The 15,161-nt window shown below is 67.6% G+C and carries 17 protein-coding genes; 10 read left to right on the top strand and 7 right to left on the bottom strand.

Annotated features, from left to right (window positions below):
- Positions 1 to 44 precede the first annotated feature (44 nt).
- The 6 genes from AB7U46_RS07865 (at position 45) to AB7U46_RS07840 (ending at position 5,792) form a co-directional block, all read left to right on the top strand.
- A complete protein-coding gene (locus AB7U46_RS07865) occupies positions 45 to 1,469 on the top strand; it encodes a protein adenylyltransferase SelO (protein ID WP_428336402.1) in 1,425 nt (474 codons plus the stop codon).
- A gap of 40 nt (positions 1,470 to 1,509) precedes the next feature.
- Positions 1,510 to 2,208, top strand: coding sequence for an endonuclease/exonuclease/phosphatase family protein (locus tag AB7U46_RS07860; protein WP_428336401.1), 699 nt, complete (start codon positions 1,510 to 1,512; stop codon positions 2,206 to 2,208).
- Positions 2,209 to 2,286: 78 nt separating this feature from the next.
- Entirely contained in the window at positions 2,287 to 3,156 is an 870-nt protein-coding gene (locus AB7U46_RS07855) for a DMT family transporter (RefSeq protein WP_428336400.1), read from the top strand.
- Positions 3,157 to 3,267: 111 nt separating this feature from the next.
- Positions 3,268 to 4,542, top strand: coding sequence for a phosphopyruvate hydratase (gene eno / locus AB7U46_RS07850; RefSeq protein WP_428336399.1), 1,275 nt, complete (start codon positions 3,268 to 3,270; stop codon positions 4,540 to 4,542).
- A gap of 119 nt (positions 4,543 to 4,661) precedes the next feature.
- Positions 4,662 to 5,090, top strand: coding sequence for a cupin domain-containing protein (locus AB7U46_RS07845; RefSeq protein ID WP_428336398.1), 429 nt, complete (start codon positions 4,662 to 4,664; stop codon positions 5,088 to 5,090).
- A 48-nt stretch (positions 5,091 to 5,138) separates the two neighbouring features.
- Positions 5,139 to 5,792, top strand: coding sequence for a DedA family protein (locus tag AB7U46_RS07840; protein ID WP_428336397.1), 654 nt, complete (start codon positions 5,139 to 5,141; stop codon positions 5,790 to 5,792).
- Here the strand turns inward: AB7U46_RS07840 and AB7U46_RS07835 are convergent, their stop codons facing one another.
- The 3 genes from AB7U46_RS07835 to AB7U46_RS07825 all read right to left on the bottom strand — a co-directional run bounded on the left by AB7U46_RS07835 (position 5,793) and on the right by AB7U46_RS07825 (position 8,025).
- Positions 5,793 to 6,230 (bottom strand): DUF4405 domain-containing protein, encoded by a 438-nt coding sequence (locus tag AB7U46_RS07835; protein WP_428336396.1) that lies wholly within the window; start codon positions 6,228 to 6,230, stop codon positions 5,793 to 5,795. It lies immediately after the preceding gene.
- 80 nt (positions 6,231 to 6,310) lie between these two features.
- Positions 6,311 to 6,565, bottom strand: coding sequence for a DUF2798 domain-containing protein (locus AB7U46_RS07830; RefSeq protein ID WP_428336395.1), 255 nt, complete (start codon positions 6,563 to 6,565; stop codon positions 6,311 to 6,313).
- A gap of 332 nt (positions 6,566 to 6,897) precedes the next feature.
- Entirely contained in the window at positions 6,898 to 8,025 is a 1,128-nt protein-coding gene (locus AB7U46_RS07825) for an anhydro-N-acetylmuramic acid kinase (protein WP_428336394.1), read from the bottom strand.
- A 59-nt stretch (positions 8,026 to 8,084) separates the two neighbouring features.
- On the opposite strand from AB7U46_RS07825, the gene tyrS reads away from it, so the two are divergent.
- On the top strand, positions 8,085 to 9,335 hold the full coding sequence (gene tyrS, locus AB7U46_RS07820) for a tyrosine--tRNA ligase (protein ID WP_428336393.1): 1,251 nt from the start codon (positions 8,085 to 8,087) through the stop codon (positions 9,333 to 9,335).
- Between the two features lie 165 nt (positions 9,336 to 9,500).
- On the opposite strand, the gene AB7U46_RS07815 is transcribed toward tyrS, so the two are convergent.
- Together AB7U46_RS07815 and AB7U46_RS07810 are read right to left on the bottom strand one after the other, a co-directional pair.
- Positions 9,501 to 10,082, bottom strand: a complete 582-nt coding sequence (locus AB7U46_RS07815) for a peptidylprolyl isomerase (RefSeq protein WP_428336392.1) — start codon at positions 10,080 to 10,082, stop codon at positions 9,501 to 9,503.
- Positions 10,075 to 10,581: a peptidylprolyl isomerase gene (locus AB7U46_RS07810; protein WP_428336391.1), complete on the bottom strand. Its 507-nt coding sequence runs from the start codon at positions 10,579 to 10,581 to the stop codon at positions 10,075 to 10,077. The genes AB7U46_RS07815 and AB7U46_RS07810 overlap by 8 nt, the downstream gene beginning before the upstream one ends.
- Before the next feature lie 161 nt (positions 10,582 to 10,742).
- Here AB7U46_RS07810 and AB7U46_RS07805 point away from each other — a divergent pair, with 161 nt between their 5' ends.
- A complete protein-coding gene (locus tag AB7U46_RS07805; RefSeq protein ID WP_428336390.1) occupies positions 10,743 to 11,933 on the top strand; it encodes a phosphoglycerate kinase in 1,191 nt (396 codons plus the stop codon).
- Positions 11,934 to 12,002: 69 nt separating this feature from the next.
- Here the strand turns inward: AB7U46_RS07805 and AB7U46_RS07800 are convergent, their stop codons facing one another.
- The gene (locus AB7U46_RS07800; protein ID WP_428336389.1) at positions 12,003 to 12,479 is read right to left on the bottom strand and encodes a hypothetical protein; all 477 of its coding nucleotides are present in this window, start codon (positions 12,477 to 12,479) and stop codon (positions 12,003 to 12,005) included.
- Positions 12,476 to 13,459 carry an OmpA family protein gene (locus AB7U46_RS07795; protein ID WP_428336388.1) on the bottom strand — a complete coding sequence of 328 codons (984 nt, stop codon included), beginning with the start codon at positions 13,457 to 13,459 and terminating at the stop codon, positions 12,476 to 12,478. Before AB7U46_RS07795 ends, AB7U46_RS07800 begins: the two co-directional genes overlap by 4 nt.
- 230 nt (positions 13,460 to 13,689) lie before the next feature.
- Here AB7U46_RS07795 and AB7U46_RS07790 point away from each other — a divergent pair, with 230 nt between their 5' ends.
- Together AB7U46_RS07790 and AB7U46_RS07785 are read left to right on the top strand one after the other, a co-directional pair.
- A complete protein-coding gene (locus AB7U46_RS07790) occupies positions 13,690 to 14,574 on the top strand; it encodes a fructose bisphosphate aldolase (RefSeq protein WP_428336387.1) in 885 nt (294 codons plus the stop codon).
- A 159-nt stretch (positions 14,575 to 14,733) separates the two neighbouring features.
- Positions 14,734 to 15,030, top strand: a complete 297-nt coding sequence (locus tag AB7U46_RS07785) for an FtsB family cell division protein (protein WP_428336386.1) — start codon at positions 14,734 to 14,736, stop codon at positions 15,028 to 15,030.
- Positions 15,031 to 15,161 lie beyond the last annotated feature (131 nt).

Below are 15,161 nucleotides of genomic sequence, written 5' to 3'. Positions count from 1 at the left end.
ATGCCCTGCCTTGACCGCCCTACGCCACACCCCAGATCAGCGCCATGACCCCGCGTTTCGACAATTCCTATGCCCGCCTGCCCGAGCGCTTCTTTGCCCGCCAGACGCCCGAAGGGGCGCCGGCGCCGCGGCTGATCGCGCTCAACCGCCCCCTCGCCGTGCGGCTTGGGCTCGATGCCGACTGGCTCGCCGGGCCGGAGGGGCTTGCGATGCTTTCGGGCAGCGCGCTGCCCGAGGGGGCCGAGCCGATCGCGCAGGCCTATGCCGGGCATCAGTTCGGCGGCTGGGTGCCGACGCTCGGCGACGGGCGCGCGGTGCTGATCGGCGAGGTGGTGGCGCCCGACGGGGCGCGCTTCGATCTGCAGCTGAAGGGCGCGGGGCAGACGGTGTTCTCACGGCGCGGCGACGGGCGCGCCTGGCTTGGCCCGGTGCTGCGCGAATATGTCGTGAGCGAGGCGATGGCTGCGCTTGGCGTGCCGACGACGCGGGCGCTGGCCGCGGTGGCGACCGGCACGCGGGTGGTGCGCGACGGTTTCGCGCGCCCGGGCGCGGTGCTCACAAGGGTTGCGGCGAGCCATATCCGCGTCGGCACCTTCCAGTTCTTCGCCGCGCGCGGCGACGATAATGGATTAAGAACGCTCGCCAACCATGTGATTTCGCGTCATTATCCGGAGGCGGAAAGCGCGCTTGATCTGCTGCGTGCGGTCACCGCCGCGCAGGCCCGGCTGATCGCGCAATGGATGAGTTTCGGCTTCATCCATGGCGTGATGAACACCGACAACATGGCCGTTTCGGGAGAGACGATCGACTATGGCCCCTGCGCCTTCCTGGATGCCTATCACCCGAAGAAGGTGTTTTCCTCGATCGACCAGTTCGGCCGCTACGCCTATGCGATGCAGCCGCAGATCGCGGCCTGGAACCTCGCGCAGCTGGCCTCCTGCCTGCTTCCCCTGATCCCGGGCAGCGAGGAGGAGGTGATCGAGGCCGCGACCGAGGTGATCAACGGCTTTGCGCCGCGTTATCAGGCAGAATGGCTGCGCCGGATGGGGGCGAAGATCGGGCTGGCCGCGGCCGGGGCGGAGGATCTGCCGCTGATCGAGAGCCTTCTGAACCGGATGGCCTCGGAGGGCGCCGATTTCACCCGCACCTTCCGCGGCCTCGTCACCGGTGCGGCGCGCGACGAATTCACCGATCCGATGGCTTTTGAGACCTGGGCGCCCGACTGGCAGGCGCGGCTGGCGCGCGAGGCGGACCCGCAGGCGGTGATGGCGCGGGCGAACCCGGTGCGGATCCCGCGCAACCATCGCATCGAACAGGCGATCACCGCGGCGGTGGAGGGGGATTTCGCCCCCTTCGAACGGTTGCAGCAAGCGCTGGCCCATCCTTTCGATCCCGATCCCGCGCTTGCCGATCTCGAAGCCGCGCCCTGGCCCGAGGAAGTGGTGAAACGCACCTTCTGCGGCACCTGAGCTTTGACGCGCAAGGCATTGTGATGTAACGGTTTCAGCCATGACGGTCCGGATCGCCTCCTACAATCTGCACAAATGCGTCGGCACCGATCGCAAGCGCGATCCGGCGCGTAACCTTGCCGTCATCAACGCGCTGGCCGCCGATGTCGTGGCGCTGCAGGAGGTCGACCGGCGGCTTGGCGCGCGCCCGGCGGCGCTGCCCGAAAAGCTGATCGAGGCGGAAACCGATTTTCACGCGGTGGAGCTGCCGCGCACCGGGCCGGATAGCCTGGGCTGGCACGGGCAGACCGTGCTCGTGCGGCGCGGCACGCGGGTGCTTGCGGCGGAGGGGGTCGACCTGCCCGGGCTCGAGCCGCGCGGCGCGCTGATGGTGCGGCTCGCGCATGAAGGCGCCGCGCCCTTCGCCCTTGTCGCCGCGCATCTCGGCCTGCGCCGGGCCGACCGGCACGCGCAATGGACGCGCATCGCAGAAATCCTCGGCGAGACCGCGATGCCCGCCCTCGCCATCGGCGATTTCAACGAATGGTCGCGTGAGCGCGGCTTCGAGGCCTGCACCGGGCTGCATGTCCACGTTCCGGGGCCGAGCTACCCGGCCTTTGCACCGATCGGGCGGCTCGACCGGATCGTGACGACGCCCGGGCTGCGGGTGCGGCGGATGGGGGTGTTCGACAGCGCGCTCGCGCGGCGCGCCTCCGATCACCTGCCGATCTGGGCCGATGTCTCGGGGCTCCTGCGCTAAGTTGTGACGCACACAATCGCGCGCTGGACGGCGCGGCGCGCTTGCGGCAGAGCTGCCGCACCCATCCACGGAGTTCTCATGGAAAACCTGCGCGGCAGCCTTCTGATGGTCGCGGCGATGGCCGGATTCGCGCTCGAGGACATGTTCGTCAAGGCGCTGGCCCGGCATCTGCCGGTGGGCGAGGTGCTGACCCTCGTGGGGCTTGGCGGCGCACTGATCTTCGCCGTGCTCGCACTTGCGCGGGGCGACCGGCTGGTGAGCCGCGACATCCTGCTGCCCGCGGTGGTGGCGCGCAATTTCTCCGAGCTTGCCGGCACGATCTTCTTCGTCTCGGCGATCGCGCTCACGCCGCTCGCGCAGGCCTCGGCGATCCAGCAGGCGACGCCGCTCGCCGTGACGCTCGGCGCGGCGCTGTTTCTGGGCGAGACCGTCGGCTGGCGGCGCTGGACGGCGATCATCGTCGGGCTGATCGGCGTCATCATCGTCGTGCGCCCGGGGACCGAGGGGTTTTCGGCGCTCTCGCTTCTGGCCGTCGCCTCGGTCGCGGGGCTTGCCGCGCGCGACGTGGTCACGCGCAAGGTGCCGCGGCGGATCTCCTCGATGCAGCTCGCGACCTGGGGCTTTGCCTCGGTGATCCCGGCGGGGCTTGGGCTGATGGCGATCCAGGGCGCGCCGGCGCTCATGCCCGATGCGCTCCAGATCGCGATGCTCGCGGGCGCGATGGGCTTCGGCACCGCCGGATATTACGCGCTGATCGGCGCGATGCGGATCGGTGAGGTCGCCGTCATCACCCCCTTCCGCTATACCCGGCTGATCTTTGCGGTGCTGATCGGCTGGGCAGTCTTTGCCGAGCGGCCCGACCGTTACACGCTGATCGGCGGCGCGGTGATCGTGGCCTCGGGGCTTTACACGCTCTGGCGGCAGCGCCGGGCCGCGCGCAAGTCGTGAAACTTTCACGGAAAGTCCGTCGCTAACAGCGCCCCGCCCCGGCCCAAGACCCTTTTCGCAGCGCCGCCATCGGGCTATAGAGTCTGCGAAATCCTCAGCCGGAGCCTTCCCATGAGCACGATCATCGACATCCACGCGCGCGAGATCCTCGACAGCCGCGGCAACCCCACCGTCGAAGTTGACGTCACCCTCGAAGACGGCACGATGGGCCGCGCCGCGGTGCCCTCGGGCGCCTCGACCGGCGCGCATGAGGCGGTCGAGCGCCGCGACGGCGACAAGGCCCGCTACATGGGCAAGGGCGTGCTCGAGGCGGTGATGGCCGTCAACGGCGAGATCGCCGAGAACCTCGTGGGCGAGGACGTGACCGAGCAGGTCGCGATCGACAATATGATGATCGAGCTCGACGGCACGCCCAACAAGGGCCGCCTGGGCGCGAACGCGATCCTCGGCGTCTCGCTCGCCTGCGCGAAGGCGGCGGCCGAATTCACCATGCAGCCGCTTTACCGCTATGTCGGCGGCACCTCGGCGCGCGTCCTGCCGGTGCCGATGATGAACATCATCAACGGCGGCGAACATGCCGACAACCCGATCGACGTGCAGGAATTCATGATCATGCCGGTCTCCGCCGGCAATATCCGCGACGCGGTGCGGATGGGTTCGGAAGTGTTCCACACGCTGAAGAAGGAGCTTTCGGCGGCGGGTCTTTCGACCGGTCTCGGCGACGAGGGCGGCTTTGCGCCGATGCTCGCCTCGACCCGCGACGCGCTCGATTTCGTGCTGAAGTCGATCGAGAAGGCCGGCTACAAGCCGGGCGAAGACATCTATCTCGCGATGGATTGCGCCTCGACCGAATATTACAAGGGCGGCAAATACGAGATGAAGGGCGAAGGCCTGAGCCTGAGCTCGGCCGAGAACGTCGCCTGGCTGGAAAAGCTGGTGAACGACTACCCGATCATCTCGATCGAGGACGGCTGCGCCGAGGATGACTGGGAGGGCTGGAAGCTGCTCACCGACACGCTCGGCGGCAAGGTTCAGCTCGTCGGCGACGACCTCTTCGTGACCAACCCCGAGCGTCTCGAGCGCGGCATCAAGGCCGGCGTCGCGAACTCGATGCTCGTCAAGGTGAACCAGATCGGCTCGCTCACCGAGACGCTCGCCGCCGTCGACATGGCGCATCGCGCGCATTACACCAACGTGATGTCGCACCGTTCGGGCGAGACCGAGGATGCGACGATCGCCGATCTCGCGGTGGCGACGAACTGCGGCCAGATCAAGACCGGTTCGCTCGCGCGTTCCGACCGGCTCGCGAAATACAACCAGCTGATCCGCATCGAGGAAATGCTGGGCGAGACCGCGATCTACGCCGGCCGTTCGATCCTGAAGTAAGCGGTTTCCGCTTTTCCCTGGAAAAATTCTCTCCCCGCCGGCGGCACCAGCTCCGGCGGGGTTTTCTTTGACTTTCTCGCCTCCGGCGGGAGTATTTGCGCCAAGAAGAAAGGGCACAGATGGACGAGGCGGATCGGATCATCGCGGCGCTGGATCTGGCGCCGCATCCGGAGGGCGGCTGGTTTCGCCAGACCTGGATCGCGGAGGCGGAGCCGGGCGCGCGCCCCGCGGGCACCTGCATCTATTTCCTGCTGAAAGCCGGTGAGCGCAGCCACTGGCATCGCGTCGATGCCGCCGAGATCTGGCATTTCCACGCCGGCGCGCCGTTGATCCTCGAGATCGCGGCGCAGGCGCAGGGGCCGGCCCGGGCGCTGACGCTCGGCCCCGGCGTACTGTCGGGGCAAAGCCCGCAGGCGGTGGTGCCGGCGGGGCATTGGCAGGCGGCGCGCCCGACGGGGGACTGGGCGCTGGTGAGCTGCACCGTCTCGCCCGGGTTCCGCTTCGAGGGGTTCGAACTCGCCCCACCCGGCTTCGACATCGCGCGCTGAGCGGAACCCTTTCGCCCGCCCCGCGTTGGGCCGCAAAGGGAGAGCCTGATGTCGGACTGGATCCTCGCGCTAATGCGGGACGGCGGCTATGTCGCGGTTGCCGTGCTGATGTTTCTGGAAAACCTCTTTCCGCCGATCCCCTCGGAGATCGTGATGCCGATGGCGGGCTTCGCGGCGCGGCGCGCGGATCTGAGCCTGCCGCTCCTGATGGCGGCGGGATCGTTCGGCTCCTTCCTCGGGGCGGCGGCCTGGTACTGGATCGGGCTGCGGATCGGGCTGCGCGGGCTGCGCCGCTTCACCCGCCATCACGGCCGCTGGCTGACGCTGAGCCCGCGCGACGTCGATCAGGCCGATGCCTGGTTCGAGCGCTACGGCAATGGCATCGTCTTCTTCGGGCGGCTCGTGCCCGGGCTGCGCTGGCTCGTCTCGGTGCCGGCGGGCCTCGCCGAGATGCCGGTCGCGCCCTTCCTGCTGCTCACCGCGGCGGGCACGGCGGTCTGGTCGGGGGCGCTCGTCCTCGCGGGCTGGATGCTTGGCGCGAATTACCGGCTGCTCGTCGACTGGCTGAGCCCGATCTCGGCGGTGATGATGGCGCTGATGACGGCGCTTTATCTTTACCGCGTCGTCACCTTCGATCCGGCGGGACGGAGCCTGCCGCCCCCGCCGGCGCCGCGCGAGGCGGCAGAGGGCGTCGAGCCCTGATCACCACAGGTCGTGGCGGAAGCTCGCGGCGAGCGTCTCGAGCCAGCTGGCCGGCGGCAGATGCAGCGCGGCAAGCACGATCACCAGCACGACGAGGCCAAGCGCCAGCGCGATCTCGCGCGGGTGGCCAAGGCCCTGCGTCGCGCGCGACCAGGCGAGATTGACGATCACCGCGCGATGCAGCCAGCCATGCCAGAGCGCGGCACCGATCACGAGCAGCGCCATCGTCAGGTGCAGCCCCTCCCAGCCGCTGCGGCCGAGGCCCAGAAACGACCAGCCCCCCTGCGCCGCGATCCGCCCCGAGGGCGCAAGCATCAGCGCGCCGCCGGAGACCGTCATCGCGAGAAAGGCAAGACCGATCAGGAAAACCGCAAAGGCGCGCCCCGAGAAACGGGTCGCGGCGGTGCTGCGGGTCGTGTCACGGACATGGGCGAACATCTCCCCCTCCTCCGCGCGTTTCGGGGGGAAGCATAGCGCAAAACCCCGCGCCGCGCCATGCGCCGCAACCGCGCGCCCGCTCAGAACCTGCCGGCCGCGCGGTGCATCACGAGGAAGGACAGTTTGAAGGCGATCGGCCCCACGCCCAGCGAGAAAAGGAAGGCCACCGGCCAGGCGGTGAGCCAATGCTGCATCCACTGCCCGAACCACCCCGCCTCGAAGCCGAAGGGGAGGATCGAGAAGCAGAATGTCATCAGAAAGGCCATGATGCAGGAGATGAACACCTGCGCGAGGATGATCGTGAGTTTTTCGCGTTTGCGATCCGGTTGCTGCATGTCGTTTTCCCATCTGAGGCCCCTCGGGGGGGCGACTGCCGCGGGTTCGCGAACGACTAACTCCCGCCGCCCGGGATATGGGCGGCGATGACCGGGGTAACCTGACCGGTCGCACGTTTTTCGGCTCGCCTCAGATAGGGGCAAGGCCGAGCGCGGTCAAGCCTGCACGGCGGGCCGGCGAAGCCGTGCAATTGCAGTTCTCCGCCCTTGATCACCCTCGCCCCGAAGGTCGGAAGATCACCTCAAACGCGGGACTTGGCCCCGGCTTGCGCACCGATGGGCAAGCGCCCGACCGATTTCGCCTATCTGCAAAAGCAGATCGCGAAGGGCAATTAATCGCGGCCCGGCCGGCTGACCCGCCCTCCGCCGACGAGGGCGGCGACGCCGGTCGTCGAGGGGCCGGAGGTCGGCATTCCGTGGGCGACGCGCACGGCGAGATAGGCGAAGGCCTGCGCCTCGAGCATGTCGCCGTCGAGGCCGAGATCCTCGATCGGGGCGACCGGGCAGGCCATGCGTTCGGCGAGCTCGGTCATCAGCGCGACGTTGAGCCGCCCGCCGCCGGAGACGTAAAGCGCGATCGGGGGGGCGGGGAAATGCTCGGCCCCGCGCGCGACGGCGGCGGCGACGCAGGCGATCAGGGTCGCCACCGCATCGGCGTCGTCGAGATCCTTCACGAGATCCAGAAGATCGTGAAACTCGTTACGATCCAGGGACTTCGGCGGCATCCGATGGAACCAGGGACGTTCCAGGAAATCGGCGACGATGGCACTGTCGACCCGGCCCGAGAGTGCGAATTCGCCGCCTTCGTCCATCTCGGCGCCCAGCCGGCGGCGCATCAGATCGTCGATCGGCGCATTCGCGGGGCCGGTGTCGAAGGCGAGCACCGCGCCCGGTTCCTCGGGCCGCGCGAGCCGCGGATCGAGCCAGGTGACATTGCCCACGCCGCCGAGGTTGAGGAAGGCCACCGGCGCCTCGAGCCCGGCCCATTGCGCGCAGGCGAAATGGAAGAAGGGCACGAGCGGCGCGCCCTGCCCGCCGAGTTCCACATCCATCGAGCGGAAATCCCAGACCACGGTGCGCCCGAGCACCTCGGCCAGAACCGCGCCGTCGCCCGCCTGATGCGTGCGCCGCGGCCCGTGCAGCCCCTGCGGATCATGCGCGAGCGTCTGGCCGTGAAAGCCGATGATGACCTCTTCGGAGAAATCCTCGAGCAGTTCGGAAAGCAGCTCGGCATGGGCGGTTTCGACCACTTCCGCGGCCGCCTCCACCCCCTTCTCGCCGGGCCAGCGGCCAAGCGCGGAATGCAGCACGCCGCGTTCCTCGGGCGTGTAGGGGCGATAGGCCGAGGGGCCGAAGTCGAGGATATGCACGCCATCGGTGCGCAGCATCGCGGCGTCGACCCCGTCGAGCGAGGTTCCCGACATCGTGCCCACCGCCCAGATCGGACCCGCTCTCAACATGGCTTCCCCTTTGTTTTCCGGCTCGATATACGCATGAGCGCAACAAGGGGACAAGCACGATGACCTACCATCCCAAATCCGATTTTCTGCGGATCATCATCGAGCGCGGCTTCCTGGCGGATTGCACCGATCTGCAGGAGCTCGACGCGGCCTTGGCGAAGGGGATGGTGACCGCCTATATCGGCTATGACGCCACGGCGGCCTCGCTGCATGTCGGGCATCTCTTGAACATCATGCTGCTGCGCTGGTTCCAGAAGACCGGGAACAAGCCGATCACGCTGATGGGCGGCGGCACGACCAAGGTCGGCGATCCGTCGTTCCGCTCCGAGGAGCGGCCGCTGCTGACGCCGGAGAAGATCGACGAGAATATCGCCGGCATGCAGCGCGTCTTTGCGCGCTACCTCGATTACCGCGACGAGGCGAATGGCGCGATGATGCGCAACAATGCCGAGTGGCTCGACACGCTGAATTACCTCGATTTCCTGCGCGACATCGGGCGGCATTTCTCGGTCAACCGGATGCTGTCGTTTGAATCGGTGAAATCGCGGCTCGATCGCGAGCAGTCGCTGAGCTTCCTCGAATTCAACTACATGATCCTGCAGGCCTATGACTTCCTCGAGCTGAACCGCCGCTATGGCTGTCTGCTGCAGATGGGCGGCTCGGATCAATGGGGCAATATCGTCAACGGCATCGACCTCACCCGCCGGGTGCTCGACCGCGAGATCTTCGGCCTGACGACGCCGCTTCTGACCACCTCGGACGGGCGCAAGATGGGCAAGTCGCAGGGCGGCGCGGTCTGGCTCAATGACCAGATGCTGAGCCCCTACGAGTTCTGGCAGTTCTGGCGCAACACCACCGACGCCGATGTCGGCCGGTTCCTGAAGCTCTACACCGATCTGCCGGTGGAGGAATGCGAGCGGCTCGGTGCGCTTGGTGGGGCCGAGATCAATGGCGCAAAGATCATCCTCGCGAATGAGGTGACGACGCTCCTGCACGGGGCGGAGGCGGCTGCCGCGGCGGAGGCCACCGCGCGTGAGGTCTTCGAGAAGGGCGGCGTGGGCGACGATCTTCCGACGCTGATGCTCGCCCCGGAAGAAGTGGCGGAGGGGATCTCGCTCGCGCAGCTGGTGATCCGCTCGGGGCTGGCCAAGACCGGCAAGGACGGCAAGCGGCTCATCGCCGAGGGCGGGCTGAAGGTGAACGACGACATCTGCGCCGATCCGGGCCGGATGTTCCACGCCGGCGATTTCGCCGAGCCGGTGAAGCTCAGCGCCGGCAAGAAACGCCATGCGCTGGTGCAGATCGGCTGAGGGCGGACCGGGGCGCTGCCCCGGACCCCGAGGTATTTTCGGCAAGATGAAAGAGAAAGGGCGCTCCTCGCGGGGCGCCCTTTTCCTTTTGTCATTCATCTTGCCCGAAATACCTCGGGGGGTGAGGCGAAGCCGAGGGGGGCAGCGCCCCCCCTGCCCGGCCCGTCACTCGACCGTGGCGGAGACGATGTAATCCGGGTCTTCCACGAGGCCGTTCTGCCGCGGGTCGCCCTGCTTGATCTTGTCCACCACATCCATGCCGGAGACGACATGGCCGACGATCGTATATTGCCCGTCGAGATGGGGCGCGTCGTCGAACATGATGAAGAACTGGCTGTTGGCCGAGTTCGGATCGGAGGAGCGCGCCATGCCGACCATGCCGCGGGTGAAGGAGCGGTTCGAGAATTCCGCCGGGAGGTCCGGGTATTTCGAGCCGCCCATCCCCGCCATCGCGGTATCGCCGCCGCGCTTGCCGAACTGCACGTCGCCGGTCTGCGCCATGAAGCCCGCAATCACGCGGTGGAAGACCACGTCGTCATAGGCATGCTCGTTGGCGAGCTGCACGATGCGCTCGACATGTTTCGGCGCGACGTCGGGCAGCAGGTCGATCACCACCTTGCCGCTTTCGGAACCGCCGACCTCGAGCACGAGGTTCGGGCCCGGGCCGTCGGGAACGGTGGTGCCGTCCTGCGCAAACGCGCCGGTCGCGGCGAAGGCCATCGCAGTGGCGAGCAGCAGCTTACGCATCGGCGGCGACCTTGACCGAGATCATCCGGTCGGGGGCGGCCGGCGGCTCGCCGCGGGCGATCTTGTCGACGAATTCCATGCCCGAGATCACCCGGCCGTAGACGGTATACTGACCGTTCAGGAAGTGGTTGTCGGCGAAATTGATGAAGAACTGGCTGTTGGCCGAGTTCGGATTCATCGAGCGCGCCGCGCCGAGCGTGCCACGGTCATGCGGCAGCTTGGAGAATTCCGCCTTCAGGTCGGGATAGGACGAGCCACCCGTGCCGGCGCGGCGAGGGTTGTAGTCCTTTTCCATATTCGCATTCTCGACATCGCCGGTCTGCGCCATGAAGCCCTCGATCACGCGGTGGAAGGCCACGTTGTCATAGGCGCCGTCGCGGGCGAGCTGTTTCATCCGCTCGCTGTGCAGGGGGGCGATCTCGGGCAGAAGCTCGATCACGACATCGCCGTCCTTGAGCGTCATGATGATGGTGTTCTCGGGGTCTTTGATCTCGGCCATTGCTGGTCTCCTCGCATGTCGGGGGCGACCTTACGCAGGAGCCCCGCCCAAGAAAAGGGCAAAGCGCCGCAAGCCGTTGACGCGGCCCTCACCGCGGGGCAAGTTTGCGTGAAGAGCGCCGGCGGACGGCCCCCGCCCGCGCCTGTAGCAGGAGAACGGATATGGCTTGGAAAACGCTCGACGAGATGGATCTTGCGGGCAAGGTCGCCCTCGTGCGCGTCGACATCAACGTGCCGGTGGAGAACGGCGTGGTGACGGACGCGACCCGGATCGTGAAGATCGTGCCGACGGTGAAGGATATCCTTGCCAAGGGCGGCAAGCCGGTCTTGCTCGCGCATTTCGGCCGCCCGAAGGGCAAGGTCGTGCCGGAGATGAGCCTGAAACCGCTCGTGCCCGAGCTGGAAAAGGCGCTTGGCTGCAAGGTCACCTTCGCCGAGGATTGCATCGGCGCGCCGGCGAAAAAGGCGGTGGCGGCGATGCAGCCCGGTGAGGTCGTGCTGCTCGAGAACACCCGCTTCCACGCCGGCGAGGAGAAGAACGATCCGGAGCTGAGCGCGGCGATGGCGGCGCTGGGCGAGGTCTATGTGAATGACGCCTTCTCGGCCGCGCACCGCGCGCACAGCTCGACCGAGGGCATCGCCCATATCCTGCCCTCGGCCGCCGGGCGGCTGATGGAGGCGGAGCTGAAGGCGCTCGAGGCGGCGCTTGGCACCCCGGTGCGGCCGGTCTGCGCGGTGGTCGGCGGGGCGAAGGTCTCGACCAAGCTCGACCTGCTCGGCAATCTGGTGAGCAAGGTCGACCATCTGGTGATCGGCGGCGGCATGGCGAACACCTTCCTCGTCGCGCTCGAGATCGACGTCGGCAAGTCGCTCGCCGAACGCGACATGGCCGACACCGCGAAGGGGATCCTGGCGAAGGCGGAGCTTGCCGGCTGCGCGATCCATCTGCCGGTCGATGTCGTCGTCGCGCGCGAGTTCAAGGCGGGTGCCGAGAACGAGACGGTGGCGAATGACGCCTGCCCCGAGGATGCGATGATCCTCGACGCCGGACCGAAATCGGTCGCGGCGATCGCCAAGGTCTTCGAGGAATCGAAGACGCTGATCTGGAACGGGCCGCTGGGCGCCTTCGAGATCGCGCCCTTCGACGCGGCGACCAATGCGGCGGCGCAGAAGGCGGCGGAGCTGACCCGCGAGGGCAAGCTGATCTCGGTCGCGGGCGGCGGCGATACGGTCGCGGCGCTGAACAAGGCCGGGGTCGCGGGCGATTTCACCTATATCTCGACCGCGGGCGGCGCCTTCCTCGAATGGATGGAAGGCAAGGAACTGCCCGGCGTCGCGGCGCTCATGCAATGATGCAGTGAAAGTTCGGGCGGGCAGATTCCCCTGCCCGCCCGAGCGTTCCCGGCAACGGAGGGAGAGGGATCACCCCCCGGCGCCGAGAATGGCCTGCGCAAGCGCCGTCTCGCGCGCCTGCGCCTCGGGGCCGAAGCCCGAGAAGATCATCAGCACGCGCCCCTCCTCACTCCATAGCGCGAGCTGTTTCATCGTTCCATCCCAGAGCGCAGCCGCACCGAGATCGACCGGCACAAGGCCCGGATCGGTGCCGAGGAGATCGGCCTGTTCGCGGATATAGCCCGCGCGGAGATCGGCGACGGGGCGCGTTTCGCCCGGGGTCTCGCGGCGCAGGAGCGTGAGCGAGTCGCCCCCGGCCGTGAGCACCGCGCAGACCGAGAGGCGCATCCCGTCCCCGGCCTTGTCCACCCGGGTCTCATAGGTGAGATCCGGGCCGAGCACGGCCTCCGCCCCGGCAAGGCGCAGCCAGTCGCAGGCGGAGCGCGGCGGCTCGGCCGCGGCCGGCAAGGCGCAAAGCGCGAGCGCGAGGGAAAGCTGCGCCCTCATCGTTTCACGAGCTCCACGCGGCGGTTGAGGGCGCGCCCCTCCTCGGTCGTGTTCTCGGCGACGGGCGCGAGCGGACCGACGCCGGCGGGTTCGAGCCGGCTTGCCGCGATGCCGAAACGCCCGGTCAGGGCCGTGACCACCGCCGCGGCGCGCCGGCGCGAGAGGTCGAGGTTGTAGTCATAGCCGCCGGTCATGTCGGTATGGCCGACGACGAAGACGGTGAGCGCGGGGTCTTCGCCCAGAAGCGTAACGATCTCGGCCAAGGTCGCGTCGGAATCGGGTTTCAGCCTGGCGCTGTCGTAGTCGAAGAGGATGCCGTAGAGTTTCACCCGCCCCTCGGTGCCGAGCGCGCCGGCCATCTCGGCCGCGGTGACGATCTCCATGCGCTGCTGCATCGGCTTGCCCTCGACGAGGTCGAGCAGCACGAGCACCTTGTCGGCGGTCTGCGGGAAATGGTCGAAGCTTTCGAAGGCGGCGTAGATCGAGACGGTGGTGCCGGTCTCGGGCTGGCGCATCACGAGGTAGCGCAGATCCGCGCGCGGCAGCGAGAAGGCCATCTTGCTCACCTGCCCGGAGTTCTCGAGCTTCATCGTGTAGAGGAATTTCGTGAAGGGCGTGGCCGGGCCGCAGGCCTCGCCGCCGCAGTCATAGACCGGAGTATAGCCCTGATCGGTGAGCTCGGCCTGATAGTTGCGGATCACCTCGAGCGGCGCGCGATCGTCGGGCACGACATAGAGGAGCCGGGTGTGCGGGCCCTCGACCGTCACTTGCGCCTCGGCCCCGTCCCAGCCGACCTTGGCGGTCGGATAGGCGAAGGCGTCGTAGCCGGACTGGTCATAGCCGATGATCGCGGCGCCGCTGATGCGCGGCAGGCCGGGCGGATCGGCGGCACCGGGCACGTCGGCGAGCCCCTCGGCCCGCGCCATCGCGGCGATGCAAAGGCAGAGCGCCAGGGCGAAAAGTCTCGGGAAGGATGGCATTTCGACCTCCTTTCACCGCGTTTCCGGGTTAGGATGATAGCACAAAACCACGGCCCCGGGGACGGAGGGCGCGCGACATTTGCGCACCCCGCCCCCAGCCCCCCGCAGAACGGGGGAAAAGTGCTGCCCGCAGCAGACGTTAGCGTCACCAGAATTGCACCGTGGCGTGCAAGAGGGTAACTCGGAAGCAACCGGCGCGGTGCGCGCCATTCAACCACCGGGAGTTTGACATGCCGAACGCGAAAATGCTCGAACAGATGAAGAAGGGGCAGGGCTTCATCGCCGCGCTCGACCAGTCGGGCGGCTCGACCCCGAAGGCGCTCAAGCTCTACGGCGTCGAGGAAAGCGCCTATTCGAACGAAACCGAGATGTTCGACCTGATCCACGCGATGCGCTCGCGGATCATCAAGTCGCCCGCCTTCACCGGCGACAAGGTGATCGGCGCGATCCTGTTCGAACAGACGATGGACCGCGAGATCGACGGCATCCCGACCGCGACCTTCCTGTGGGAAAAGCGCGGCGTCGTGCCCTTCCTCAAGATCGACAAGGGTCTCGAGGCGGAGAAGGACGGCTGCCAGATGATGAAGCCGATGCCGGAGCTGGACGCGCTGCTGGCGAAGGCGGTGAAGGCCGGCATCTTCGGCACCAAGGAACGTTCGGTGATCTCGGCCGCCGATCCGCAGGGCATCCCCGCGGTCGTCGCGCAGCAGTTCGAGATCGGTGAGCAGGTACTCGCCGCCGGGCTCGTGCCGATCCTGGAGCCGGAGGTCACGATCTCGATCTCCGACAAGATCGACGCCGAGAAGATGCTGCAGGATGCGCTGCTGGCGGGGCTCGAAACGGTGTCGGCGCCGGTCATGCTCAAGCTGAGCCTGCCGACGATCGACAACTTCTATGCGCCGCTGGTGAACCACCCGAAGGTGATCAAGGTCGTCGCGCTTTCGGGCGGGCATTCGCGCGACGAGGCGAACAAGATCCTCGCGCGCAACCCGGGGATCATCGCCTCCTTCAGCCGCGCGCTGAGCGAAGGGCTGAGCGCGCAGCAGACCGACGCCGAGTTCGACGCGGTGCTCGCGGGTGCGGTCGACAGCATCTACAAGGCCTCGATCGCCTGAACCGATCAAATCTGATGCGGACGGGGGGCTTAGGCCCCCCGTTTGCGTTGAAATCCCTCGTTTTTCGCGCCATGCCGCAGCGAGGGGATTCACAAGGCGAATCAGCTGTGGCATGATTCCCCTACCGCCCGGCAAGAGGCGGCAACACGAGGCAGTTTCATGATTTCGCGCCGCCCCACCCTTGGGCCGTTCATCTTCTTCACCCTCGCCTTCGTGCTGGGCGCCTATTTCACCTTCGCCGCGGTGCAGGGCTCCTATGGCATCTTTCGCCGGGTGCAGATCGACGCCGAGATCGAGAAACAATCCGCGGTGCGCGACGGGCTGCGCGCCGAGACGAAGCGGATGGCGAATCTGACGCATCGGCTGTCGGACGACTATCTCGACCTCGACCTGCTTGATGAGCGCGCGCGCGACGTGCTCGGCACGCTGCGCCACGACGAGATCGTCGTGCGCTGAGCCGCGCCCGGGCCGCCGCGCCCGAATTTTCGGCATTAACCCCGTTTCCCCTGCCCGGCCCGTGCAATCGCGCGGGCTTTGTGCCATGCTGCGGGGGCCTCCCCCAACGCGCGATTGCATCGTTGCGAGCC

The sequence above is a fragment of the Paenirhodobacter sp. genome (genome assembly GCF_050177655.1).
Classification (GTDB): domain Bacteria; phylum Pseudomonadota; class Alphaproteobacteria; order Rhodobacterales; family Rhodobacteraceae; genus Rhodobacter.
This window is presented reverse-complemented; position numbering and strand designations above follow the sequence as displayed.

Bases quoted from the DNA above. Each gene is read 5' to 3' on its own strand.
- AB7U46_RS07865 (WP_428336402.1), top strand. From the start codon at position 45: ATGACCCCGCGTTTCGACAATTCCTATGCCCGCCTGCCCGAGCGCTTC.
- AB7U46_RS07860 (WP_428336401.1), top strand. From the start codon at position 1,510: ATGACGGTCCGGATCGCCTCCTACAATCTGCACAAATGCGTCGGCACC.
- AB7U46_RS07855 (WP_428336400.1), top strand. From the start codon at position 2,287: ATGGAAAACCTGCGCGGCAGCCTTCTGATGGTCGCGGCGATGGCCGGA.
- eno (WP_428336399.1), top strand. From the start codon at position 3,268: ATGAGCACGATCATCGACATCCACGCGCGCGAGATCCTCGACAGCCGC.
- AB7U46_RS07845 (WP_428336398.1), top strand. From the start codon at position 4,662: ATGGACGAGGCGGATCGGATCATCGCGGCGCTGGATCTGGCGCCGCAT.
- AB7U46_RS07840 (WP_428336397.1), top strand. From the start codon at position 5,139: ATGTCGGACTGGATCCTCGCGCTAATGCGGGACGGCGGCTATGTCGCG.
- AB7U46_RS07835 (WP_428336396.1), bottom strand. From the start codon at position 6,230: ATGTTCGCCCATGTCCGTGACACGACCCGCAGCACCGCCGCGACCCGT.
- AB7U46_RS07830 (WP_428336395.1), bottom strand. From the start codon at position 6,565: ATGCAGCAACCGGATCGCAAACGCGAAAAACTCACGATCATCCTCGCG.
- AB7U46_RS07825 (WP_428336394.1), bottom strand. From the start codon at position 8,025: ATGTTGAGAGCGGGTCCGATCTGGGCGGTGGGCACGATGTCGGGAACC.
- tyrS (WP_428336393.1), top strand. From the start codon at position 8,085: ATGACCTACCATCCCAAATCCGATTTTCTGCGGATCATCATCGAGCGC.
- AB7U46_RS07815 (WP_428336392.1), bottom strand. From the start codon at position 10,082: ATGCGTAAGCTGCTGCTCGCCACTGCGATGGCCTTCGCCGCGACCGGC.
- AB7U46_RS07810 (WP_428336391.1), bottom strand. From the start codon at position 10,581: ATGGCCGAGATCAAAGACCCCGAGAACACCATCATCATGACGCTCAAG.
- AB7U46_RS07805 (WP_428336390.1), top strand. From the start codon at position 10,743: ATGGCTTGGAAAACGCTCGACGAGATGGATCTTGCGGGCAAGGTCGCC.
- AB7U46_RS07800 (WP_428336389.1), bottom strand. From the start codon at position 12,479: ATGAGGGCGCAGCTTTCCCTCGCGCTCGCGCTTTGCGCCTTGCCGGCC.
- AB7U46_RS07795 (WP_428336388.1), bottom strand. From the start codon at position 13,459: ATGCCATCCTTCCCGAGACTTTTCGCCCTGGCGCTCTGCCTTTGCATC.
- AB7U46_RS07790 (WP_428336387.1), top strand. From the start codon at position 13,690: ATGCCGAACGCGAAAATGCTCGAACAGATGAAGAAGGGGCAGGGCTTC.
- AB7U46_RS07785 (WP_428336386.1), top strand. From the start codon at position 14,734: ATGATTTCGCGCCGCCCCACCCTTGGGCCGTTCATCTTCTTCACCCTC.